The sequence below is a fragment of the Pseudomonas sp. Arb-4-2C genome (assembly GCF_055755015.1).
This window is the reverse complement of sequence record NZ_CM146899.1, coordinates 3,889,474-3,912,591: the sequence shown is the minus strand read 5'-3', so window position 1 is coordinate 3,912,591 and position 23,118 is coordinate 3,889,474. Positions and strand designations below refer to the sequence as shown.

17 protein-coding genes are annotated in these 23,118 nt (G+C 60.7%); 8 read left to right on the top strand and 9 right to left on the bottom strand.

Going from position 1 to position 23,118, the window contains the following annotated elements; genetic code table 11:
* Positions 1-129 precede the first annotated feature (129 nt).
* Positions 130-1,476, bottom strand: a complete 1,347-nt coding sequence (locus AC0J41_RS17595; protein ID WP_204895215.1) for a class II 3-deoxy-7-phosphoheptulonate synthase — start codon at positions 1,474-1,476, stop codon at positions 130-132.
* A 153-nt stretch (positions 1,477-1,629) separates the two neighbouring features.
* Between AC0J41_RS17595 and AC0J41_RS17590 the strand changes: the two genes are divergently transcribed.
* A complete protein-coding gene (locus AC0J41_RS17590; protein WP_025113149.1) occupies positions 1,630-2,385 on the top strand; it encodes a spermidine synthase in 756 nt (251 codons plus the stop codon).
* A gap of 108 nt (positions 2,386-2,493) precedes the next feature.
* Here AC0J41_RS17590 and AC0J41_RS17585 read toward each other — a convergent pair whose 3' ends face one another.
* Entirely contained in the window at positions 2,494-3,285 is a 792-nt protein-coding gene (locus tag AC0J41_RS17585; RefSeq protein WP_003226769.1) for a crotonase/enoyl-CoA hydratase family protein, read from the bottom strand.
* 421 nt (positions 3,286-3,706) lie between these two features.
* On the opposite strand from AC0J41_RS17585, the gene AC0J41_RS17580 reads away from it, so the two are divergent.
* Entirely contained in the window at positions 3,707-5,380 is a 1,674-nt protein-coding gene (locus AC0J41_RS17580) for a DEAD/DEAH box helicase (RefSeq protein WP_007964821.1), read from the top strand.
* Positions 5,381-5,497: 117 nt separating this feature from the next.
* Here the strand turns inward: AC0J41_RS17580 and AC0J41_RS17575 are convergent, their stop codons facing one another.
* Positions 5,498-6,265 carry a DODA-type extradiol aromatic ring-opening family dioxygenase gene (locus AC0J41_RS17575; RefSeq protein ID WP_473013177.1) on the bottom strand — a complete coding sequence of 256 codons (768 nt, stop codon included), beginning with the start codon at positions 6,263-6,265 and terminating at the stop codon, positions 5,498-5,500.
* A 103-nt stretch (positions 6,266-6,368) separates the two neighbouring features.
* Between AC0J41_RS17575 and AC0J41_RS17570 the strand changes: the two genes are divergently transcribed.
* On the top strand, positions 6,369-7,025 hold the full coding sequence (locus tag AC0J41_RS17570) for a thiopurine S-methyltransferase (RefSeq protein WP_473013176.1): 657 nt from the start codon (positions 6,369-6,371) through the stop codon (positions 7,023-7,025).
* Between the two features lie 805 nt (positions 7,026-7,830).
* Here AC0J41_RS17570 and htpX read toward each other — a convergent pair.
* Both htpX and AC0J41_RS17560 read right to left on the bottom strand, forming a co-directional pair.
* Positions 7,831-8,718 (bottom strand): protease HtpX, encoded by an 888-nt coding sequence (gene htpX, locus AC0J41_RS17565; protein ID WP_473013175.1) that lies wholly within the window; start codon positions 8,716-8,718, stop codon positions 7,831-7,833.
* A gap of 304 nt (positions 8,719-9,022) precedes the next feature.
* Positions 9,023-10,234 carry a pyridoxal phosphate-dependent aminotransferase gene (locus AC0J41_RS17560; protein WP_025113152.1) on the bottom strand — a complete coding sequence of 404 codons (1,212 nt, stop codon included), beginning with the start codon at positions 10,232-10,234 and terminating at the stop codon, positions 9,023-9,025.
* Between the two features lie 223 nt (positions 10,235-10,457).
* Between AC0J41_RS17560 and msrB the strand changes: the two genes are divergently transcribed.
* The 3 genes from msrB to AC0J41_RS17545 all read left to right on the top strand — a co-directional run bounded on the left by msrB (position 10,458) and on the right by AC0J41_RS17545 (position 11,898).
* The gene (gene msrB / locus AC0J41_RS17555) at positions 10,458-10,853 is read left to right on the top strand and encodes a peptide-methionine (R)-S-oxide reductase MsrB (protein ID WP_025113153.1); all 396 of its coding nucleotides are present in this window, start codon (positions 10,458-10,460) and stop codon (positions 10,851-10,853) included.
* 101 nt (positions 10,854-10,954) lie between these two features.
* Positions 10,955-11,440 carry a glutathione peroxidase gene (locus AC0J41_RS17550; RefSeq protein ID WP_025113154.1) on the top strand — a complete coding sequence of 162 codons (486 nt, stop codon included), beginning with the start codon at positions 10,955-10,957 and terminating at the stop codon, positions 11,438-11,440.
* Positions 11,437-11,898, top strand: a complete 462-nt coding sequence (locus AC0J41_RS17545; protein WP_473013174.1) for a MarR family winged helix-turn-helix transcriptional regulator — start codon at positions 11,437-11,439, stop codon at positions 11,896-11,898. The genes AC0J41_RS17550 and AC0J41_RS17545 overlap by 4 nt, the downstream gene beginning before the upstream one ends.
* On the opposite strand, the gene AC0J41_RS17540 is transcribed toward AC0J41_RS17545, so the two are convergent.
* Complete coding sequence (locus tag AC0J41_RS17540) at positions 11,882-14,203, bottom strand: hybrid sensor histidine kinase/response regulator (RefSeq protein WP_473013173.1); 2,322 nt, start codon at positions 14,201-14,203, stop codon at positions 11,882-11,884. The two genes, AC0J41_RS17545 and AC0J41_RS17540, sit on opposite strands and share 17 nt — an antisense overlap.
* Before the next feature lie 165 nt (positions 14,204-14,368).
* On the opposite strand from AC0J41_RS17540, the gene AC0J41_RS17535 reads away from it, so the two are divergent.
* Together AC0J41_RS17535 and AC0J41_RS17530 are read left to right on the top strand one after the other, a co-directional pair.
* On the top strand, positions 14,369-15,259 hold the full coding sequence (locus AC0J41_RS17535) for an ATP-binding protein (protein ID WP_473013172.1): 891 nt from the start codon (positions 14,369-14,371) through the stop codon (positions 15,257-15,259).
* Positions 15,256-15,738, top strand: coding sequence for a GAF domain-containing protein (locus AC0J41_RS17530; RefSeq protein WP_473013171.1), 483 nt, complete (start codon positions 15,256-15,258; stop codon positions 15,736-15,738). Before AC0J41_RS17535 ends, AC0J41_RS17530 begins: the two co-directional genes overlap by 4 nt.
* Here the strand turns inward: AC0J41_RS17530 and AC0J41_RS17525 are convergent, their stop codons facing one another.
* The 3 genes from AC0J41_RS17525 to AC0J41_RS17515 are packed head-to-tail and all read right to left on the bottom strand — an operon-like array spanning position 15,739 to position 23,012.
* Entirely contained in the window at positions 15,739-18,684 is a 2,946-nt protein-coding gene (locus AC0J41_RS17525) for an HD domain-containing phosphohydrolase (RefSeq protein WP_473013170.1), read from the bottom strand. It lies immediately after the preceding gene.
* Positions 18,685-18,732: 48 nt separating this feature from the next.
* Positions 18,733-22,377: a transporter substrate-binding domain-containing protein gene (locus tag AC0J41_RS17520; protein WP_473013169.1), complete on the bottom strand. Its 3,645-nt coding sequence runs from the start codon at positions 22,375-22,377 to the stop codon at positions 18,733-18,735.
* Between the two features lie 8 nt (positions 22,378-22,385).
* Positions 22,386-23,012 carry a response regulator transcription factor gene (locus tag AC0J41_RS17515; RefSeq protein ID WP_041069609.1) on the bottom strand — a complete coding sequence of 209 codons (627 nt, stop codon included), beginning with the start codon at positions 23,010-23,012 and terminating at the stop codon, positions 22,386-22,388.
* Positions 23,013-23,118 lie beyond the last annotated feature (106 nt).

The following is a 23,118-nucleotide window of genomic DNA, read 5'->3' as shown; positions in this document are numbered from 1 at the left end:
CGGATGGCCGATTGGCTGGGGCTTGAGCTGGCCTCTTCGCGAGCAGGGGACTTGTGAACGACACAGATCCAATGTGGGAGCGGGCTTGCTCGCGAAGGCGGCCGGTCAGACGCTAGATACCTGACGGATTCAGCGCCGAACCTGCTTCAGGGTTTCCGCGATCAAAAACGCCAGCTCCAGCGACTGATCGGCATTCATCCGCGGATCGCAGTGGGTGTGATAACGGTCCGACAACCCGTCTTCAGTAATCGGTCGCGCCCCCCCGATGCACTCGGTGACATTCTGTCCGGTCATCTCGATGTGAATCCCGCCGGCATAAGTGCCTTCGGCTTCGTGCACCTGGAAGAACTGCTTCACTTCGCCAAGGATCTGCGCGAAGTCGCGGGTCTTGTAGCCGCTGCTGGCCTTGATGGTGTTGCCGTGCATCGGGTCCGAGCTCCACAGCACCTGTTTGCCTTCACGCTGCACCGCGCGCAGGAGTGCCGGCAGGTGATCGCCGACCTTGTTCGCGCCCATCCGCGCGATCAGGTTCAGGCGCCCGGGGTCGTTGTCCGGATTGAGCACGTCGATCAGACGGATCAGGTCGTCCGGGTTCATGCTCGGGCCGACTTTTACGCCAATCGGGTTGTTCACCCCGCGCAGGAATTCGACGTGGGCGCCGTCGAGCTGACGGGTGCGGTCACCGATCCACAGCATGTGCGCCGAGCAGTCGTAGTAATCGTTGGTCAGGCTGTCGCGGCGCACGAAGGCTTCTTCGTAGTTCAGCAGCAGCGCTTCGTGGGCGGTGAAGAAACTGGTTTCGCGCAGTTGCGGCGAGCTGTCCATGCCGCAGGCGCGCATGAACGCCAGGGTTTCATCGATGCGGTCGGCGAGGTGGCTGTATTTCTCGGCCAGTGCCGAGTTGGCGATGAAATCGAGGTTCCACTTGTGGACCTGATGCAGGTCGGCAAAACCGCCCTGGGCGAAGGCGCGCAGCAGATTGAGGGTGGCGGTGGACTGGTGATACGACTGCAGCAGACGCTCAGGATCCGGCACGCGGCTTTTTTCGTCGAAACCGATGCCGTTGACGATGTCGCCACGGTAGGCCGGCAGGGTTACGCCATCGATGGTTTCATCGTTGGCCGAGCGCGGCTTGGCGAATTGGCCGGCCATGCGCCCGACCTTGACCACCGGGCAACCGGCGGCAAAGGTCATGACGATCGCCATCTGCAACAACACTTTGAACGTATCGCGAATCTTCGCTGCCGAGAACTCGGCGAAGCTTTCCGCACAATCGCCGCCCTGCAGCAGGAACGCCCGGCCCTGGGTCACTTCGGCAAACTGCCGGCGCAGCTCGCGCGCTTCGCCGGCAAACACCAGTGGCGGGTAGCTGGCGAGGGTCTGCTCGACCTGGCGCAGATGCGCCGCGTCGGGGTATTGGGGTTGTTGCTGGATCGGCAGGGCGCGCCAGCTGTCAGGGCTCCACGGTTGGCTCATCACGGTCTCTAATTGGTTCTACGCACGGGAAGCCCATGGTAGCAGCAATTAGTGCGTGACCTGCTCCCGCCCCATCACCGACAATCGCCGCTTTGCCACGGCGCCTGAGCGGTGCCATCGCGTCACCGCGCCCGGTGACCATCAGGAGACGAAATGACTGAGGAGCGCGTCGAGCTGTTGCTCGCCGAGGTACAGGATGAGTTCGGCGTGATTCGCGTGCTGGAAGTGGCCGATTACCGCTTTCTGGAGTTCGGCGATGCCATCGAGCAGAGCTGCGTGTTTACCGCCGATCCGAGCTGGCTGGAGTACGACTACACCCGGGCAATGCTGATTGGCGCGTTGTGCCACGAACAACCGGAGAGCGCACTGTTTCTCGGCCTCGGTGCCGGCACGCTGACTCAGGCCTGCCTCAAGTTCCTGCCGCTGGAAGACGTCGAAGCCATCGAACTGCGCCCGGATGTACCGCGCCTGGCCATCGAATACCTCGGGCTGGATGATGACCCGCGCCTCTACATTCGTGTCGGCGATGCGCTGGAACTGCTGCCGACGGCCGAGCCAGCGGATCTGATCTTTGTCGACCTGTATACCGATGTCGGCCCGGGTGTCGGGCATCTGGCCTGGAGTTTCCTCGGTGACTGTCAGAAGCGCCTGAATCCGGGCGGCTGGCTGGTGATCAACCAGTGGGCCACCGATGACGGCAAACCACTGGGTGCGGCGCTGTTGCGCGGTCTTTATCACCGGCACTACTGGGAGCTGCCGGTGAAGGAGGGCAATGTGATTCTGATTGTGCCGGCCGACCTCGATCAGGCGCTGGACATGCAAGCTCTGACGGCCCGGGCTGAAGCGCTGGCGCCACAGTTGGGGTATTCGTTGCAGTCGCTGATCAAGGCGATTCGCCCGGCGACTTGAGTCGTCAGTGATGGCCCTTTCGCAAGCAGGCTCGCTCCCACTTTGGAATGTATTCCCCCTGTGGGAGTGAGCCTGCTCGCGATGGCGCCCTGACAGGCGCCATGATTTTCAGATCCCTTTGAAAATCCCCGGCCGCCGCTCAACCAGCGAACGCACCCCCTCCTTGGCATCCTCACTGCCGAGCAACTTCTTCACCAGCGCCGGCAACCCTTGCGCCGCCGCCGTCTCGCCTTCATAGCGTGCCTGCCGCGCCGACATCAGCGTCGCCTGCACGCCCAGCGGGGCCTGTCGGGCAATGCGCTCGGCCAGTTCGATCGCTCGGGGCAACAGGTCCTCACTGGCCATCACTTCCTGCACCAGTCCCAGGCGCAGCGCATCATGCGCATCGAACTCATCACCGGTCAGCAGCCAGCGCATGGCATTGCCCCAGCCGGCCACTTGATGAAAGCGTAAGGTCGCGCCACCAAAAGGAAAAATCCCACGCTGCACTTCCATTTGCGCGAAGCGGGTATTGCTTGCGCACAGGTTGATATCCGCCGCGAGCATCAACTCGATTCCGATGGTCAGGCAGTAACCCTGCGCGGCGACAATCACCGGTTTGCTGACCCGTGGCCCAACGAAAACGCCCCACGGATCGCAACCGCCGGTCGGAACCTGCCAGCCTTCGGCGAGCGCAGCACTCGCGTTCAACAAATCCAGACCGGCGGTAAAGTGCTCGCCATGCCCGAACACCACGGCCACCCGCGCTTCGCTGTCGGCCTCGAATTCACCGTAGGCCAGGCTCAGCGCATTGAGCAGGTCGAGGTCGAACGCATTGCGTTTGGCGGCTCGATCCAGGCCGATCAGGTGGACATGACCACGACGTTCACGGCTGACGCGGCCGGGGCAGGGCTGATTCATGGGTAAATCCTCGGGCGGGAAGGGCGGGTGCAGCGACGGTATGCCGCACATCGATGAATCGTTTAAGCGTCATCACCCGCAGGGCCGGGCCTTTGCAAAATAGACCTTCGCACGATTATCCGCAAAACCCCATTACACAGCGGTGACACACGGATTCAGGCGATAAAAAAAGCTCCCTTTTTTGGCAAATTCCGGTATAGTGCGCGCCGGCCTTTAACCGGGCCGCGTTTAGGTAGCGCAATTCCCCGAAGTCAGCTTCGGCTGCACGTCCGCACTGCGGGCTCTTCCTTGACGATTCTTTTTCATTCATACGTTTTCGCAAATCCCCGCCGACAAAGCTGCCAGGGCGACTCTTGAGTCTCAACACGGCATGTGCAGCTTTGGAGCATGGGTCTTTGCGGATGCACTTAGAGGCAGACCCATGACCCAGGAAATCGGCGGCTTCGCCGCTCTTGAACTTCATCCCAATATTGTCGCTGCAGTAGTCGCTACCGGCTATGAAGAGCCTTCGGCCATTCAGCAGCAGTCGATCCCGATCATCCTCGCCGGTCACGATATGATTGGTCAGGCGCAAACCGGTACCGGTAAAACCGCTGCCTTTGCCCTGCCTATCCTGCACCGCATTGATCCGTCCAAGCGCGAGCCGCAAGCTCTGATCCTGGCCCCAACTCGTGAGTTGGCGCTACAAGTTGCAACCGCTTTCGAAACCTACGCCAAGCAAATGCCGGGCGTAACTGTTGTGGCTGTCTACGGCGGCGCGCCGATGGGCCCACAATTGAAAGCAATCCGTAATGGCGCACAGATCGTTGTCGCCACTCCGGGCCGTCTGTGCGACCACCTGCGTCGCGACGAAAAAGTCCTCGCTACCGTGAACCACCTGGTTCTGGACGAAGCAGACGAAATGCTCAAATTGGGCTTCATGGACGACCTGGAAGTTATCTTCAAGGCCATGCCGGAAACCCGTCAGACCGTATTGTTCTCGGCTACCCTGCCGCAATCGATCCGTGCCATCGCCGAGCGTCACCTGCGCGATCCAAAGCACGTGAAGATCCAGAGCAAGACCCAGACCGTTACCGCGATCGAACAGGCTCACCTGTTGGTTCACGCTGACCAGAAGACCTCTGCCGTTCTCAGCTTGCTGGAAGTGGAAGATTTCGACGCTCTGATCATGTTCGTGCGCACCAAGCAAGCGACCCTGGATCTGGCCAGCGCCCTCGACGCCAAAGGCTACAAAGCCGCAGCGTTGAACGGCGACATCGCCCAGAACCAGCGTGAGCGCGTCATCGACTCGCTGAAAGATGGCCGTCTGGACATCGTTGTGGCGACCGACGTGGCTGCCCGTGGTCTGGACGTTCCGCGCATCACCCACGTGTTCAACGTGGACATGCCGTACGACCCAGAGTCCTACGTGCACCGTATCGGCCGTACCGGCCGTGCCGGTCGCGAAGGTCGTGCGTTGCTGCTGGTGACGCCACGTGAGCGCCGCATGCTGCAAGTGATCGAGCGTGTAACCGGTCAGAAGGTTGCCGAAGTGCGTCTGCCGGACGCTCAGGCTGTTCTCGATGCACGCATCAAGAAACTGACCAACAGCCTGTCGCCGCTGGTCGCTGATGCCGAGTCGACTCACGGTGAGCTGCTCGATCGTCTGACTGCAGACATCGGCTGCACTCCGCGTGCTCTGGCTGCTGCTCTGCTGCGCAAGGCTACCAACGGTCAAGCGTTGAACCTGGCTGCGATCGAGAAGGAACGTCCACTGGTGCCGAACAACGCACCGCGTGGCGACCGTCCTGAGCGTTCCGGCGATCGTCCGGATCGTGGTGACCGCGAGCGTCGTGCGCCAATGCCTTTGGGCGAAGGTCGTGCCCGTTGCCGTACCGCGCTGGGTGCGCGTGACGGTATCGCCGCAAAGAACCTGCTGGGCGCCATCCTCAATGAAGGTGGTCTGGCCCGCGAAGCGATCGGTCGCATCCAGGTGCGTGACAGCTTCAGCCTCGTCGAGCTGCCGGAAGATGGTCTGGACAAACTCCTGACCAAGCTGAAGGACACCCGTGTCGCTGGCAAGCAGCTGAAACTGCGTCGCTACCGCGAAGATTGATCCGCCCTTGGGCTGATTGATCGAACATAAAAAATCCCCGACTGGTTCGGGGATTTTTTTTGCCTGCCTTTTGGATTGCCACACCAGTCTGTGGGAGCGAGCCTGCTCGCGAAGGCGTCAGCCGAAGCGATAAATGTCCATACCCAGCGCCCCCATGGTGAACCCTTGGTGCGCCACGCTGAACTCACCCCCGGCACCGCGGGCAAAATACAACGGCAACAAATGCTCGTCACTCGGATGGCTGCGCACCGCGTTCGGCGCCTGCTGACGGTAGTCGTGCAGTGCCGTCTCATCGTCAGCGGCAAGCTTGTCGATGATCCAGTCGCGAAAGTCCCTGGCCCACGGCTCGACGCTGTCCGGGCCGGCGTGCCAGTCCAGTTCACGCAGATTGTGTGTGATGCTGCCAGAGCCAATCAGCAAAATGCCCTGAGCGCGCAGGCCCGCCAGCGCTTGCCCCACGCGGGTTTGCAGCGCCGGGCCGCCGCGACTCGGCAGCGAAACCTGCACCACCGGGATATCCGCTTGCGGATACATCAGCGACAGTGGCACCCACACACCGTGATCGAACGGGCGTTGCGGATCGAGACGTGCTGGCAGATGCGCGGCCTGCAGCAATTGGGCGACCTCGGTCGCCAGTTGCGGGTCGCCCGGTGCCGGGTACTGCACGTCGAACAGGGCGCGCGGGAAGCCACCGAAGTCATGCCAGGTTTCCGGCTGCGCGTGGCTGCTGACCAGCAGTTCGTGGCTCTCCCAGTGTGCGGAGACGATCACGATGGCTTTCGGTCGGGGCAGCTCGGCTGCCAGGCGCTTCAGGGCCGGGCCGCTGGCGCCTGGCTCCAGAGCAAGCATGGGTGAGCCATGGGAAATAAACAGGCTGGGAAACATGATGGGTTCCTGAGCGGTAAGATGGCCTCATCTTCAGTCAGATCATTGATCTAAATCTAATATAAGTTTTAACGCCTTTTGATCGAATTTATTGGAGGGATGCATGCAGCCTGAGTTTTGGCACAAGAAGTGGGAGTCCAATCAGATCGGCTTTCATTTGCCTGAGGTAAACCCGTATTTGCAGCGTCACTGGCCGCAACTGGCCCTCCAGGCACAGGCGCGGGTGTTGGTGCCGTTGTGCGGGAAAAGTCTGGATCTGGCGTGGCTGGCTGGGCGCGGTCATCAGGTGCTAGGGATCGAATTATCGGAAAGAGCTATTGAGGACTTCTTCAGTGAGCATCAGATAGCGCCGCAGATCAGCGAAAAGGGCGCGTTCAAGGTCTATCGTGGTGACGGTATTGAGTTGTGGTGTGGCGATTTCTTCGCATTGACCGCAGGCGACGTGGCAGATTGCGCGGCGCTCTATGACCGGGCCGCGCTGATTGCCTTGCCGCCGGCGATGCGTGAGCGCTATGCGACGCATCTGCAGCAGATCCTGCCGCAGGCGGTGCAAGGGTTGCTGATCACGCTGGATTACGATCAGGCGCAGATGCCCGGGCCGCCGTTTGCGGTGGGTGATGATGAGGTGCAGCGCTTGCTGGGACATGCGTGGCAGGTGCAGATGCTTGAAGAGCAGGATGTGCTGGGGGAGAGCTGGAAGTTCCTGCAGGCGGGAGTGACGCGGCTGGAGGAGCGGGTTTACCGCATCACTGGCCGGTAGTTTTTTGTCGGTATTAACGGCCTCTTCGCGAGCAAGCCCGCTCCCACAGGGGGGGCGGGTGTTCTCGGCATCTCCAGTACATAAAAATCACTGTGGGAGGGGGCTTGCTCCCGAAGGGGCCAGAACGGGTGTCTGGCAGGTGCAGATGCTTGAAGAGCAGGTGGGAGTGAGGCGGCTGTTTACCGCATCACTGGCCGGTAGTTTTTTGTCGGCATTAATGGCCTCTTCGCGAGCAAGCCCGCTCCCACAGGGGGATCGCGGGTGTTCTCGGCATCTTGAATACACAAAAAACATTGTGGGAGGGGGCTTGCTCCCGAAGGGGCCAGAACGGGTGTCTGGCAGGTGCAGATGCTTGAAGAGCAGGTGGGAGTGAGGCGGCTGTTTACCGCATCACTGGCCGGTAGTTTTTTGTCGGCATTAATGGCCTCTTCGCGAGCAAGCCCGCTCCCACAGGGGATCGCGGGTGTTCTCGGCATCTTGAATACACAAAAAACATTGTGGGAGGGGGCTTGCTCCCGAAGGGGCCAGAACGGGTGTCTGGCAGGTGCAGATGCTTGAAGAGCAGGTGGGAGTGAGGCGGCTGTTTACCGCATCACTGGCCGGTAGTTTTTTGTCGGCATTAATGGCTTCTTCGCGAGCAAGCCCGCTCCCACAGGGGATCGCGGGTGTTCTCGGCATCTTGAATATACAAAAAACATTGTGGGAGGGGGCTTGCTCCCGAAGAGGCCAGAACAGGCGCCGCATAATCCAGAGCATAAAAAAGGCCCGCATCGCTGCGGGCCTTTTCTTTACTGCGCCAAACCGATCAACCGCGACGACGCAGGGCGTCGATACGCTCTTCCAGCGGCGGGTGGCTCATGAACATGCGGGCGAAGCCCTGCTTGATGCCACCGTTGATGCCGAAGGCATTCAGGGTGTCGGGCATGTGTACCGGCAGGCCCTGTTCGGCGCGCAGGCGTTGCAGGGCGCCGATCATTGCGTTGGTGCCGGCCAGCCGTGCACCGGCCTCGTCGGCACGGAATTCGCGTTTGCGCGAGAACCACATGACGATGGCGCTGGCGAGAATGCCCAGTATCAATTCGGCGAAGATGGTCGCCACGTAGTAGGCGATACCCTGGCCTTCCTCGTTCTTGAAGATCACCTTGTCGACGAAGTTGCCGATGATCCGCGCAAAGAACATCACGAAGGTGTTCACCACGCCCTGGATCAACGCCAGGGTGACCATGTCACCGTTGGCGACGTGGCCGATTTCGTGGGCCAGCACGGCTTTCACTTCGTCCGGCGAAAAGCGCTCGAGCAGGCCCTGGCTGACCGCGACCAGCGCGTCGTTCTTGTTCCAGCCGGTGGCGAAGGCGTTTGCTTCGTAGGCCGGGAAAATACCGACTTCGGGCATCTTGATCCCGGCTTCGCGGGACAGTTGCTCGACGGTTTGCAGCAGCCATTGCTCATGCCGGGTACGTGGCTGGCTGATGATCTGGGTGCTGGTGCTCATCTTCGCCATCCACTTGGAGATGAACAGCGAGAACAGCGAACCGGCGAAACCAAAGACCGCACAGAAAACCAGCAGCTGACTGAGGTTGAGATCAACCCCGTTGGCCGCCATGAACCCGTTGAAGCCGAACAGGCTCAGGGTGATGCTGGCTATCAGCACGACCGCCAGGTTAGTGGCCAAAAACAGCAGGATGCGCATCATGGTTGTAGAAATCTCCTCAAGCTAAAGATGTAGCGTACTGCGGGGTATATAAGGTGCGGCACCGGGTGATTCAACCGAGTGACTATTTCAAACTGTGTCCTACAGCGGAATCCATGGCGGGCAGGTCATTCCCCACGAGCAAAACCGAAAGGACTGACAGACAGCCGCCACCCGCCGCCATTACGTCAGATGCGTGTAAGCCATACGAATCGCAAGTGTAGAAGGCGCAGCGAGGCGGGGAGGGCAGAAGTGTTGCTGAATCAGACAGTGCGCAACGTTCGGCCCGTTGCGCACTGTCTGGCCGTTACTGGCGGTAGGACTTGAGGAAGTTGCCGATGCGCCCGATAGCCATCTCGAGGTCGTCGACACGTGGCAGGGTCACCACGCGGAAGTGATCCGGCCACGGCCAGTTGAACGCTGTACCTTGCACTACCAGCAGCTTCTCGGAGAGCAGCAGGTCCAGCACGAACTTCTCGTCGTTGTGGATCGGGCAGACCTTCGGGTCGATCTTCGGGAACGCGTACAGCGCGCCCATCGGCTTGACGCAGCTGACGCCCGGAATGTCGTTGAGCAGCTCCCAGGTACGGTTGCGCTGCTCCAGCAGGCGACCCTGCGGCAGTACCAGGTCATTGATGCTCTGGTAACCACCGAGGGCGGTCTGGATCGCATGCTGGCTCGGCACGTTGGCACACAGGCGCATGTTGGCCAGCATGTCGATGCCTTCGATGTAGCTCTGGGCATTGTGTTTCGGCCCGGAGATAGCGATCCAGCCCGAGCGGAAACCGGCGACGCGGTAGGATTTCGACAGACCGTTGAAGGTCAGGCACAGCAGATCCGGGGCCAGCGAGGCGGTGCAAATGTGTACGGCGTCGTCGTAGAGGATCTTGTCGTAGATCTCGTCGGAGAACACCACCAGGTTGTGTGCGCGGGCGATTTCCAGCATGCCCAGCAACACTTCCTTCGAATACACCGCACCGGTCGGGTTGTTCGGGTTGATGATCACCATGGCTTTGGTGTTCGGGGTGATCTTGGCCTTGATGTCGGCCAGATCGGGGAACCAGCCGGCACCTTCGTCGCAGAGGTAATGCACGGCGTTACCGCCGGCCAGGCTCACGGCGGCGGTCCACAGCGGGTAGTCCGGCGCTGGCACCAGCACTTCGTCACCGTTGTTGAGCAGCGCCTGCAGCGACATCACGATCAGTTCGGACACGCCGTTGCCCAGGTAGATGTCTTCGATGCCGACACCTTCGACATTTTTTTGCTGGTAGTACTGCATCACCGCTTTACGGGCGCTGAACAGACCTTTGGAGTCGCTGTAGCCCTGGGCGGTCGGCAGGTTGCGGATCACATCCTGAAGAATTTCGTCCGGCGCTTCGAAACCAAACGGCGCCGGGTTGCCGATGTTCAGCTTGAGGATGCGCTGGCCTTCCTCCTCCAGACGTTTGGCGTGCTTGAGCACCGGGCCGCGAATGTCGTAGCAGACGTTGGCGAGCTTGTTCGATTTGCTGAACTGCATGGCGATGTGATCCCGAAAATGAACGATCCAGACGGCGAATGGACAACCGTGCTGGGATTCCTGCGTCTTCGCACAGGCGGAGTCTTGCGCCGTGGCGCCGAGAATCCGTTTGAATGCGCCCGGTCTGGCTGCCAGACTGGCGTGTGACGAGGCGCAATCATACGTGCCACCCGATCCGTGGAAAAGGTACAGATCGGGCTTTTTCAGCCGCTGAGGTGTGATGATGGAAAAGTTGGAAAAAACCCTGGAAGAATGGCGTGCGATGCTCGACCCGGAGCAATACAACGTTTGCCGACTCAGTGCTACCGAACGGCCGTTCTCCGGCAAATACAACGCCACCAAAACCGATGGCGTCTATCACTGCGTCTGCTGCAATGAAGCACTGTTCGACTCCAGGACCAAATTCGATTCCGGCTGCGGCTGGCCAAGCTTCTACGCGCCGATCGGCGAGAGCGCCATGACCGAGATTCGCGATACCAGCCACGGCATGATTCGCACCGAGGTCAAGTGCGCTCGCTGCGATGCGCATCTGGGCCACGTATTCCCTGACGGTCCGCCACCGACTGGCCTGCGTTATTGCATCAACTCGGTGTGCCTGAATCTCGAGCCGCGCGAGTAATCGAACGGGCGACCTGCGGGCCGCCTTTCGGATAATTAAATTGCACACAATTTAATTGCTCGCTATGTTTGGTTTTTCCCGATCACCCGTGGAGCCGACTCATGAGCGACAACCTGCTGAATATCCCTGTCACGAACATCAAGGGCGAGCAAAAGACCCTCGCCGAATACGCCGGCAAAGCGGTGCTGGTGGTCAACACCGCCAGCAAATGCGGGTTCACCCCGCAATACAAAGGTCTGGAAGAACTCTGGCAGACCTACAAGGATCAGGGCCTGGTGGTGCTGGGCTTCCCGTGCAATCAGTTCGGCAAACAGGAGCCGGGCAACGAGGGCGCGATCAGCGAGTTCTGTGAGCTGAACTACGGCGTCAGCTTCCCGCTGTTCAAGAAGATCGACGTCAACGGTACCGACGCGCATCCGCTGTTCGTGCAGTTGAAAAAGCGCGCTCCGGGTCTGCTCGGCTCACAAGGCATCAAGTGGAACTTCACCAAGTTCCTGATTGGCAAGGATGGTCAACTGGTCAAGCGTTTCGCCCCGGCCACCAAGCCGCAGGACCTGACCAGCGAGATTGAAGCCTTGCTCAAATGAATAGCCTGCCCGTCGATTCGCTGAAGCTCGACAGTCAGTTGTGCTTCAAGTTGTACGCCGCGTCCCGGGCGGTGATTCGTGCTTACAAGCCGATGCTCGATCAGCTCGGCCTGACCTACCCGCAATATCTGGCGATGCTGGTGCTGTGGGAATGGCAGCAGAATGCGCCAGAGCAACCGACGGTCAAGGCGTTGGGCGAGCGGCTGCTGCTGGATTCCGGCACCCTGACGCCGCTACTCAAGCGTCTTGAGCAACTGCAACTGGTGCAGCGTCAGCGCTCGGCGCTCGATGAACGCGAAGTCCACCTGAGCCTGACATCGCAAGGGCAGGCGCTGCGCGAGCAGGTCGGGCCGCTCAAGGCCCGATTGTTGTGCGACAGCGGGGTGGACCTTGATCGGCTCAACGATTTGCGCAACGGCCTTGATCACCTGCTGGGCCAGATCAAAGCGCTGTCGTAGTCGGAATCCACTGGTCGAGCAGCGCCGCCAGCTCTTCGCGGCGGAACGGCTTGGCCAGGTAATCGCTCATGCCGGCGGCACGGCAGCGCTCGCGTTCCTCGGACATGGCGTTGGCGGTCAGTGCGACGATCGGCAGATGTGGCCAGCGCCCGCTCTGGCGGATTTGCCGGCTCGCTTCGTAACCGTCCATCACCGGCATGTTGCAGTCCATCAGCACCAGATCGAACTCATCGTGCTCCAGTTGATCGAGCGCTTCGGCACCGTGGGCGGCGACCACCACGTCGCAGCCGAGTTTGCCGAGCATGCCTTTGGCCACCAGTTGGTTGACCGGATTGTCTTCCACCAGCAATACCTTGCCGCGCCGCTGGATCGGCAGGCTCTCAAGACGTGCGTCGTTGATCGTGGTGAGGTCGGCGAGCAGGATGCGCCGCAGGATCTGATACAGCGCGTTGCGTGCCAGCGGTCGGGCCTGTTGTTGCAGCGGAGCCAGCGCCGCGGCTTCTTCACCGGGCATGAAGCTGCCATAGGCGGTGACCACCAGGATCGGTGCGCTGAGGGTCGGGCGCAGACTGAACAGGCATTCCGGGCAATCGGTGATCACCAGGTCAGGGGACAGGCCCAGCAACGGCTCGTCCATCGTGCGCTGTTCGTAGGTCACGCCCCACACCGGCAGCAAGGATTTGAGCAGCTCGGCCAACCCGCTGCTGGCGGCGGTGATCGCCAGGACTTTGCCGTGCAGCGGTGGCGGTGCGATCGCGCGGGTGTGGCACGGCAGCGGCAGTTCGGCGCAGAACTGACTGCCGAAACCAGCTTCGGAACTGATGGTCAGCCGGCCCTGCATGGCTTCGCACAGGTTGTAGGTCAGCGCCAGGCCGAGGCCGGTGCCACCGTACTGACGGGTGATGCCCGCACCGGCCTGGGTGAACGGCTGGAAGATTTTCACCTGGGCTTCCTGGGCGATTCCGATGCCGGTGTCGCAGACTTCGATGCGCACCCCGTCCTTGTGGGCGCAAAGACGCACATCGACCCGGCCGAACCGGGTGAACTTCAGGGCGTTGGACAAAAGATTGCTGACGATCTGCCGCACCCGGGTCGGATCCCCCAGCACCAGCGCCGGGAAGTGCGGGTCGATCAGGCACGTCAGTTCGACGCTGGGCGCCGCGTTCTGCGATAACAGGTTGGCGGTGTCCTCAATCAGCGAGCCGAGGTCGAACGGGATGTGTTCCAGCTCCAACTGCCCGGCGTCGAACTTGGACAAGTCGAGAATATCGTTGAGCAATTCCACCAGGACCTTGCCCGAGTCATGGGCAATCGACAGCTGTTGTTGCTGTTCGGCATTCAGTGGCCCGTCGAGGGAGAGGGCGATCATGCCCAGCAAGCCGTTGAGCGGGGTGCGGATCTCGTGGCTCATGTTGGCGAGGAACACCGAACGCGCTTCGGCCATGTCCAGGGCGGTGCTGCGGGCGACTTCCAGTTCCTGGTTGGACTGGCTGAGTCGGGCGTTGATCGCCTTGAGCTCGGCGGTGCGCGCCGAAACGATGTGCTCCAGTTGCCCGAGGTACTCCGTGAGGCGGTTTTCGGCGTTGCGTCTTTGCTGGATTTCCGTGGCGATGTTGTCGAACTGCTGGTTGGCAACCCTGACCAGCACGCCGATCTCGTCGTTGGCGTGCCCGGCCGGGCATTCCAGCGTCGTGGGTTCTGCACTGCGCGCATCGCGGCCGCTGAGTTCGCGGATCAGCCGCACCAGTGGCTTGGTCAGCATCACGTAGAACAATGCCAGCAGGATTCCGGTAAGGATCAGGCTACGGGCAAACCCGTTGAGCAGGGTGATCTCGGCACGACGCAGGAACCGGCTGCCGAACGCATAGGTATCGACTTCCAGGCTCAGAATGCCCAGCGATTCGTTGGGCAGGTGGTCGAGGTAGAGGCGGTCTTCGAACTCGCGTTTGGCGCCGAACAGGAAGTCGCTGATCACTCGATAGCCGCTCTGCAGCTCCGGGCGTTTGACGTTGGCCAGAACGTTGCCATTGTTGTCGGTCAGTTGCGCCGAGATGATCGCCGGCGAACGCAACAGGCCCAGGGTCAGTTCCTGAGCCAGTTCCGCGTCGATGTTGTAGGCGATCCGCGACGCCGGATTGTGGCTGATTTCCAGTAAAGACAGGATTTCACGGTTGATGGAGGCGTCTTCGCTGGCATAATCGATGCCGATTTGCAGCAGGCTGAGCAGCGTGCCCAGAACGAACCCTACCAGCACAGTGAATCTGGCTTGCTTGTAAGACAGCCGGTGGGTGAATTTGATATCCATGGGGTGTTGAACCACTTCCGTTTCCCTTCGCTGCTCAAGCATAGTCGATCATGTATGGATACCGAGGTTCCCGAATCGCCTTGTAACAAGGCCTGAGCGGGGATTGAGATCTGTCTGTCGTCGCTGGATCGACATCATCACTGTGAACGTGCCCGAGGAGAAGACGTGGATTCCCGATTGAATGCTTTTCTTGAACGTGCCGAGTCGGTTCTGGCGCGCATCGAACCGTTGCTGCCGGCGCCGCGTCCGTTGATCGACTGGGGCACATGCCTGGCGGCGCGCTGGCAGCGTGACGGGCGCAGTGGCTATCTGCTGCCGCTGGAAGTCAGCCTCGATATGCGTCTGTCCGATCTGATCGGCGTCGACCGACAACTGGAGCAACTGGGGCGTAACACCCAACAGTTCCTCGACGGCATGCCGGCCAACCACGCGCTGCTCTGGGGCTCGCGCGGTACCGGCAAATCCTCGCTGGTGCGGGCGCTGCTGGCCGAGCACGCCAAGGCTGGGCTGCGTTTGATCGAGATCGAGCGCGATCACCTGGCCGACCTGCCGCGGGTGGTGGAGCAGATCGCCAAACTGCCGCAGCGCTTCGTGCTGTTCTGCGATGACCTGTCGTTCGAATCCGGCGAAGGCGATTATCGCGTACTGAAAAGCGTCCTCGACGGCTCGCTCGAACAAGCCCCGGACAACGTCTTGCTGTACGCCACTTCCAACCGTCGCCACTTGGTGCCGGAGAAGGAAAGCGACAACGAAAACTGGAAACGCGTCGACGGCGAACTGCACCCCAGCGAAGCGGTGGAAGACAAGATCGCGCTGTCGGATCGGTTCGGCCTGTGGCTGTCGTTTTATCCGTTTACCCAGGAACACTTTCTCAACGTCGTCGAACACTGGATCGGCCAGTTGGCGGCCAAGGCCGGCTTGAGCTGGCAGCGTGACGAAGCGCTGGACATCCTCGCTGTGCGCTGGGCAACCGGGCGCGGCAATCGCAACGGACGTTGCGCGTACCAATTCGCCCGTTACTGGGTGGGACTGAAATTGCTGGAGCACAAGGCATGATTGATTTGCAACAAAGCGGCCAGGGCCTCGAAGGCTATGGCCTGTTGGCCGCGCAACTGGAGTCGCTGCTGGCGGACGAACGCGATTTTATCGCCAACGCCGCGCAGTTTTCGGCGTTCCTGTTCAACCAGCTCGATGATCTGAACTGGGCTGGCTTCTACCTCAATCGCAACGAAGAACTGGTGCTTGGCCCGTTCCAGGGCCAGATCGCCTGCGTGCGCATTCCATTCGGGCGCGGCGTGTGTGGCGCGGCGGCGGCCAGCCTGCAGACCCAGCGCGTCGAAGATGTGCATGCATTTGCCGGGCATATCGCCTGCGACAGCGCCTCGAACAGCGAGCTGGTGGTGCCGCTGGTCAAGGACGGCCGGTTGATCGGCGTGCTCGACCTCGACAGCCCGAAGCTGGCGCGTTTCGCGGCGCACGATCAGGCCGGTATCGAGCACCTGGCGGCGATCTTCCTGCGTCTGACCGACTGCTGATCAGGTGCTCAGGCCAGCCTTGCGCAGCAGGCTGGCCGGTTCCACTGCATCGATTTGCCGCGGGTCGAGAAAACGCGCGGCATACTGCAGGTACACCCCGTCGTTGATGAACAGCCCAAACAGCTCGGCGTCGATGTGTGCTTCGCGGCACATGGTGGCCATGATCCCCAGGGCCTCGCTCAGGGACTTGGCCTTCTTGTACGGCCGGTCAGCGGCCGTCAGTGCTTCGAAAATATCGGCAATCGCCATCATCCGCGCCGGCAGGCTCATGTCTTCGCGCTTCAAGCGTTTGGGGTAGCCGCTGCCGTCCATCTTTTCGTGATGCCCGCCGGCGATTTCCGCGACGCTGTCCAGATGCCCGGGGAAAGGCAGGTGGCTGAGCATCAGGATCGTCTGCACCATGTGGTGATTGATGATGTAGCGCTCTTCGCGGGTCAGCGTGCCGCGCGCAATGCTCAGGTTGTAATGTTCGCCGCGATTGTATTTGTAGCGCGGCACATCCAGCTTGAACCCCCACGGGTTGTCTTGCGGAATCAGTTCGCTGTCGGCGCGTTCGATCAGGTGTTCGGGTTTGTCCGCCAGCAGTGGTTCGCTGGCTGGAAGCGTCGGTGCCGGGGTTCGCGTCTGCCGCCGGTTTTCTTCCCATGACACGCCCAGTCGATCATCGAGGGTGCGCGTCCAGCGGCGCTCGGCGATGCGCTCAAGGCGTTGCAGATCGTCCGGCGCCATGGCCTCGCTGCCCAGATTGCAGCGGGCGACAAATGCAAAGTCGTCGTCCAGTTCCGTCAGCGTGGCGTCACGCTGTTCACTCAGTCGCACCTCCTCACCGCCCAAGGCCAGCGCCTGCCAGTAGCTGATCCAGGCGTCGCGTTTGAGCACCTCGAAGCGGGTGCGGATTTCGTGGATGCGATCGTTGAGGGTTTCCAGCTTGGTGGCTTTGTCGACGACATATTCCGGCGTCGTGACCTTGCCGCAATCGTGCAGCCAGGCGGCGATGTGCAGCGCCTCCCAATCGTCTTCGTTTGGCTGGTAGCTCTGGAAGGCCGGCGCCTGACTGGCGGCAGCGGCCTGCGCGAGCATCAGGGTCAGTTCGGGGACGCGCTGGCAGTGGCCACCAGTGTAGGGGCTCTTGGCATCGATGGCGCCGGCAAGCAACTGAATGAACGCATCGAGCAACTGCTTCTGCTTGGCCTGCAGGCGCTGGCTTTCGATACTCACTGCAGCGGCGCCAGAGACTGCCTGCAGGAAGGCGATGCGATCCGGGCGCAACTTCTCCAGGTCTTGCGTGGCGCCGCTGTCGTTGACCAGCAGAATCAACAGGCCGATGGTTTCATTGTGCCGGTTGCGCAGGCGGAGGCCGATCAAGTGGATACGCGGTGACTGCATCGCCAGCAGCACTCTCTGCAGGTCTGCGGCCTGTTCGAAGCCAAGGCTGGTCACCACGTTGTCGCTATTTGTCAGTTGCTGGAACCATCCAGGCCCCTGGCCTGCCAGCAGATCCTGGCCCAGCACATCGAACTCGCCCGGCTCCTGCGCGACGCCATCGATGACCAGTCCGTAGGGCTCCATCCGGCTGCCATCGCTTTCGCGCAGGTAGATCAAGCCTGCCTGGGCCTGGGCGATCTGCACCGTTTCGAACAGCACCCGTTGCAGCAGCGGGACGAAGCGGGTTTCGGCGCACAGGCTGTCAGTGATGCGGAAGAAACTGGCGAGGGTGTCCTTCATGCGCGCCATCGACAGGCTCAACTGGTCGACCTCCAGCACCGGCGAGCGGCGCGTGACCGGAAAGTTGAAATCGAAACTGCGAATCGCGTCGGCTTCCTTGACCAGCGCATGCAGCGGCTTGACCAGAATCCGTGAGGTCAGCCACCCCAGCGGCAGGCATAACAACAATGTCGCCAAGGTGATCAGCGCACCCTGCCAGCGCATGCGGTAGGCGTCGGCGAGCAACTCGTCCTCCGGCACCAGCAGGGCCATCTGCAGACCTTTCGGCCCACCTTCCTGCAGGTTGCTGCGGGCGACGATCCAGTGGCGTCCATCGACGTCAAGTCGCTTGCCCGGGTGCGCCGAGGACAGCAGTGTATGCAGGGTCGGGCTCAGGTCGGCGGCCTTGGCCAGGCGTGCGCTGCTGTCGTCGACAATCAACCGGCGGCTGTCCGGATAGGCCACGGCATTGCCATCGGCATCAAACAGGACGATTTCGGTGGAGGGGGTCACTACGTGCTTGATCAAGGTGGCCGAGAGCGCGGCCAGGGTCAGGTCGGCACCGATCACTGTGGTTTCGCTGCTGCGTCGGGCCAGGGTAGTGCCCACGTTGTGCGTGGAGAAAAACACATAGGGCTCGGTGGTGATCTGATCGCCTTGTTGCAGGGCGTTGCTGTACCACTTGCGGGTGCGGGGGTCGTAGCTGTCTTCAGTGTTGTCCTGACGACCGACCGGGTTCAGCGCTTCGTCGAAAAACAACGATTGTGAAGACGTTGTCCCGCTGGCAGCGTGCTCGATACTCCAGACTTGATAAGCCGCTGTCGGCGGTGCCTTGACCAGAGCCTTCAGAGCGCTGGTACGCAAGGGGCGGACCATGAAGAAGTCGCCATTGCCATACCCCAGATACAGAGAGGCGAGATCGGTGTTGTCCTTGAGCGACTGACTGAACGGCTTGAGCAATGCCAGACGCTGTTGCAGGTTTGAGGCCTCGGCCGCCTGATTGTCGGCCAAAAGGCTCAGCAAATGTCGGATCGGTTCATAAGTGGCGTGCAGATCCAGGCGCACATCCTGCTCGATGCGATTGAACAGGTTTTCGCTGCTCGACAGGATGATTTTGGTGGTCTGGCGATAATTGAACAATCCCAGCACGATGCCCGTCAGCAATAGCAGAAAGGTAAACATGACGCTGATATGCACGTGCAACGGGAACCGGCGTTGATCCGGGCGCAGTGGGCTGGGCATTGCTGACTCTCCATTGAGGTAAACACACTGCTCAGCGTTCAAGCATAGTTAAGGCTCGGTCATTGTGCTTTGTTCAAACGACTCCAGTTGTTGCTGCAACGCCTGCTCCAGTTCGACCATGGCAGCATCGGTGGCCTGAACGCAACGCACGATAACGGGGACGGGAGATGTGGGCGTGCAGGCTTGTTCGAGGGCGTCGCAACAGGCGATCAGGCGCGAGGCCTGGGCGATCCGCGCAGCCCCCTTGATCTTGTGCGCTACCACTGCCAATGCTTCACGGTCATTGTGCGGGGCCAGGGCCAACAGTTCCTGGCGGTCAAGGCGGCTGCTCTTGAGCAATTCGCTGAGCAGGCGCCGGGCCTGCAGCGGATTGCCGCCAGTCAACTGATGCAAGCCCTGAAGATTGAAAGGTGGCTCGGACGCTACGGGCTGCAACCCGTTGACCCATTGGCTCAGCGCGCTGAGGCTCAGGGGTTTGAACAGGCAGTCGTTCATCCCGGCCTGCTTGCAGCGCTGCACTTCTTCAGGCTGCGCGTTGGCAGTGAAGCCCAGCACGGTACAAGGTGCACGCCCTGTGCGTTGTTCCTGCTGGCGGATGGCGGCGGTCAGTTCGTAGCCGTTCATCACTGGCATGTTGCAGTCGGCAATGACCAGATCGAATTCGCCGGCCTGCCACTGTGCAAACCCGCTTCGACCTTCTTCGGCAAGGCTGAAGCGATGGCCCAGAAACTCCAGTTGCTGGCACATCAGCAGGCGATTGGCGGGGTGATCGTCGACCACCAGAATATTCAGCGGGGTAAACGACGCGCGGATCGGCGGCTCGAATTTCGTCGTGGCGACTGTGCACGGTAGCGTTTGCAGCGGCAGCGACAGGCAGACCTGGGTGCCGATCCCGGGCTGGCTGCTCAATTGCAACTGGCCGCCCATCATTTCACAGAGGTTGCGGCTGATGACCAGCCCCAGACCTGCGCCACTGCGTGCCTGCTGCCGACCTCCGTCGGCCTGGGCGAAGGGCTCGAACAGGCGCTGCTGATCTTCGATGCAGATCCCGATTCCGGTGTCCTGAACCGTCAACTGGATAAGCGAGCAACCGTCGACCCCTCCGGGCAGTACGTCCAGAGTGATCCGGACATGCCCGCACTCGGTGAACTTGATGGCATTGCTGATCAGGTTGGAGAGGATTTGCTTGAAGCGTAACGGGTCCAGTTCCACATCGACTTCGAGTCCGGGAGGATTCACGGTCAGGGGCAGAGCGAGGTTTTTCTGTCGGGCCAGGCCGTCGAAGATCCTGACCACCGACGTTACCGTATCGACCAGATTGACCCGCTCCGGACTCAGGCTCAGGCGCCCTGACTCGATCCGGGCGATATCGAGGATGTCGCCGATCAGACCCAGCAGGTCCTTGGCCGAAGAGTAAGCCGTTTCGATGGATGTGCGGTCCGGGTGTTGTCGGGTCATGCGTTTGAGGGTCAATTCGAGCATGCCGATGATGGCATTCATCGGCGTGCGGATTTCGTGGCTCATGGTCGCCAGAAAGGTACTTTTGGCGCGGTTGGCGTTGTCCGCCTGCTCCTTGGCCGTGCGCAGTTCATCGAACAGCTGGCGGCGCTCGCTGATGTCGATCCAGCCGCCGATGATGCCTTGCACATCACCGCTGGAGTCGCGGTACGGCAGGATCCAGTGGTAGATCGTCAACCGCCGGCCACCAATGTGCAGTGGTCGGTCCAGCACCAAGGGCGTGCCTTCGGCCACCACCCGTTGGTAATCGGCCTGATAGCTCTGCGCTTCGAAGGCATTGCTCAGGGTGCCCTGCATGACACTTTTGCCGATCACGTCTTCGCGTTTGGCGTTGAAGGCTTCGAGGTAGCTGTCGTTGCAACTTTGCAGCAGGCCACGACGGTCGCGCACGTAGATCGGGTGCGGTGTACCGTTAACCAGCGAGCGCATGAATTCGAACTGATCGTTCAAGGCGCGCTCGGCCGCCTGACGCTGCTTGATCTGGCGCCGCATGTAGGCGTTCCACAACAGTGACAGCACCAACAGCAGACACGCCGCGCCAATCAGTTGGTAGAACAGACGCTGATAGTGATTCCAGTTGCCTTGCGCGGCGTTGGAAAAACCACGCCAGCGACTGTTGATGACCCCTAGCTCTTCCGGCGTGATGCTCAACAGCGCCTTGTCGAGGATCGACCCCAATTCGGTGTTGTCGCGGGCGGTGGCCAGTGAAAAGGCGGCCTGGTGGGTGCCTAGGGTCGTGGTGATCTGCAACGGGTGCTCGAAGAGCCGCGATGCAATCAGATAGTTGGCGATCACCAGAGAGGTGACGGCGCCATCGGCCTTGCCTTCGGCGAGCAAGGTTGCGGCACCAAAGGTGTCGGAGGTTTCTATCAGGTGAATATTGGGGAACTCGCGGCGCAGGTAATCGGCCATGGGATTGCCCTGAGCGATTGCCAGGTACTTGTCCTTGAGCTGGGTCGGATGAGTCGGGCTGTCGGCGGATTTGCGAGTCAGCAGGACAAACGAGTTTTCCAGATAGGGTCGACTGAATTGCAGCGTCTTTTCGCGTTGGGGGGTGGGGAGCAACGCTGCGATCAGATCGGCCTGATGCTGATTGATCTGCTCGATCATGTCGCCGTCGCTGCGGCTGCGCACCAGTTCGAATCGCATGCCGGTGCGCAGGCGCAGTAGCTCCAGCAGGTCTGCGGTGATGCCGCGCAGATTGCCGTCGCTGTCGAAAAAAGTCATCGGGGCGAACGCTTCGTTCACTACCACACGCAGCACCGGATGTTGCTTGAGCCAGTGCTCTTCATGATCGGTCAATTGCAGCTTCTGGTCGGTCAGCAGGATGTCGCTGCCAGCGCTCCAGCGTTTGGCAACGCTGTCCCGTTCACTGACCGGAACGGCCCGCAGCACGGTGTTGATGAGGGTGAGGAGTTGCGTGTTGTCTGCGCGCACGGCGAAGCTGAAACCGTGGGCTTCCTGTTTGCCGAAATTGGCCATGCGAATGTTGTTCAGATAGCCCTTGTTGATCATGTAGTGGGTGGAGATGGTATCGCCCAGAAACACGTCGGCCTGATCGAACGCCACCGCGTTGATTGCGTTTTGATAAGAGGGGTAGGAGGTCAGGATGGCTTTGGGGTACAGCGCCTTGACTTCATCCTGTGGCAAATAGTGGTACACCATGCTCAGCCGCAGTCCGGCCAGGCCTTCGGTGAGTGTGCGGGTCTCGCCCTCACGGGTGACCAACACGGGCTGGTCAATGGCGTAAGGGGTTGAAAGCAGGACGTCTGCGTTACTCGCCTCGAAACCATTGGCCGTGCCGAGCATGTCGACTTGCCCGGCTAACAGCGCGCGCAAGGCTATGTCCCGTGAGGCAAAACGCTTGACCCGGATCGGCAACTCGATGACCTGACCGAGGAGGCCGGCGTAGTCGGCGGTGAAACCTTCATAATCGCGCCCGCTGGCGGTCATGTCGAAGGGCGGATAATCCGGTGCGGAAGTGCCCAGTACCAGTTCGCTGCGAGTCTGCAACCATTGGCGTTGCGCCGGTTGCAGCGACACGGACAGCGTTTCGTGACTCGAACGGCTGCGCAGCACGTAATCTTGCGCCGTAATGAGCTCGGCATTCACCTGGGGCGTCAGGCACAGGCTCGCGCACAATCCAGCGAGATAGATCTTTAAACGACTGAGCATGCGGGCCCTCACACTAGCGCATTGCGCTTGGCCATCTCGATAAGTTCCACCAGAGACCTGGCTTTGAGTTTTTGCATCAAGCGTTTCTTGTAGGTACTGACTGTCTTGTTACTGAGAAACATGCCCTTGGCAATTTCCTTGTTGGTGCGCCCTTGAGCAAATAACTGCAAGACCATAAGTTCACGGTCATTGACGGACTTGAACAGTTCCAGTTCGGCATAACGCACATCGTCGCTGCGCACCGGATTCAACGCTTGGCTGGGGAAGTAGTTGTAACCGGAAAGAACTGCCTTGATCGCGCTGACCAGTTCGCTCAGATCTTCTTCCTTGCAGACATAACCGGACGCACCGGACTGCATGCAGCGAATACCGAACAATGTCGGACATTGCGCCGTCAGTACCAAGGTCTTGAGCGGAGTGCCCATGGCGTTGAAGCGCGCGAGGACTTCCAGGCCGTCCAGTTTGGGGATGCTGATATCGAGGATGATCAGGTCGGGCATGCATTCGCGGACCATTTGCATGGCATCGACCCCGTTATCGGTTTCGCCGACGACCTTGTAACCTTCATGTTCGAGCAGCATTCGAACGGCAAGCCGGATGACGGGGTGATCATCGACAATAAAAACGGAGTTCATAATCAAATCCCATACGTGCGCGAATAAAGCGCGCACCTTAGCTCAGAAAAATGAGCGGCCGCATGAACTCGCATGGCATTAGCGGCAATATAGGATAAGTCCTACA

Coding starts and splice junctions, on each gene's coding strand:
- AC0J41_RS17590 (WP_025113149.1), top strand. CDS start 1,630: ATGACTGAGGAGCGCGTCGAGCTGTTGCTCGCCGAGGTACAGGATGAG.
- AC0J41_RS17575 (WP_473013177.1), bottom strand. CDS start 6,265: ATGTTTCCCAGCCTGTTTATTTCCCATGGCTCACCCATGCTTGCTCTG.
- AC0J41_RS17525 (WP_473013170.1), bottom strand. CDS start 18,684: ATGCCCAGCCCACTGCGCCCGGATCAACGCCGGTTCCCGTTGCACGTG.
- AC0J41_RS17585 (WP_003226769.1), bottom strand. CDS start 3,285: ATGAATCAGCCCTGCCCCGGCCGCGTCAGCCGTGAACGTCGTGGTCAT.
- AC0J41_RS17540 (WP_473013173.1), bottom strand. CDS start 14,203: ATGGATATCAAATTCACCCACCGGCTGTCTTACAAGCAAGCCAGATTC.
- AC0J41_RS17560 (WP_025113152.1), bottom strand. CDS start 10,234: ATGCAGTTCAGCAAATCGAACAAGCTCGCCAACGTCTGCTACGACATT.
- AC0J41_RS17515 (WP_041069609.1), bottom strand. CDS start 23,012: ATGAACTCCGTTTTTATTGTCGATGATCACCCCGTCATCCGGCTTGCC.
- AC0J41_RS17530 (WP_473013171.1), top strand. CDS start 15,256: ATGATTGATTTGCAACAAAGCGGCCAGGGCCTCGAAGGCTATGGCCTG.
- htpX (WP_473013175.1), bottom strand. CDS start 8,718: ATGATGCGCATCCTGCTGTTTTTGGCCACTAACCTGGCGGTCGTGCTG.
- AC0J41_RS17595 (WP_204895215.1), bottom strand. CDS start 1,476: ATGAGCCAACCGTGGAGCCCTGACAGCTGGCGCGCCCTGCCGATCCAG.
- AC0J41_RS17520 (WP_473013169.1), bottom strand. CDS start 22,377: ATGCTCAGTCGTTTAAAGATCTATCTCGCTGGATTGTGCGCGAGCCTG.
- AC0J41_RS17545 (WP_473013174.1), top strand. CDS start 11,437: ATGAATAGCCTGCCCGTCGATTCGCTGAAGCTCGACAGTCAGTTGTGC.
- msrB (WP_025113153.1), top strand. CDS start 10,458: ATGGAAAAGTTGGAAAAAACCCTGGAAGAATGGCGTGCGATGCTCGAC.
- AC0J41_RS17570 (WP_473013176.1), top strand. CDS start 6,369: ATGCAGCCTGAGTTTTGGCACAAGAAGTGGGAGTCCAATCAGATCGGC.
- AC0J41_RS17580 (WP_007964821.1), top strand. CDS start 3,707: ATGACCCAGGAAATCGGCGGCTTCGCCGCTCTTGAACTTCATCCCAAT.
- AC0J41_RS17550 (WP_025113154.1), top strand. CDS start 10,955: ATGAGCGACAACCTGCTGAATATCCCTGTCACGAACATCAAGGGCGAG.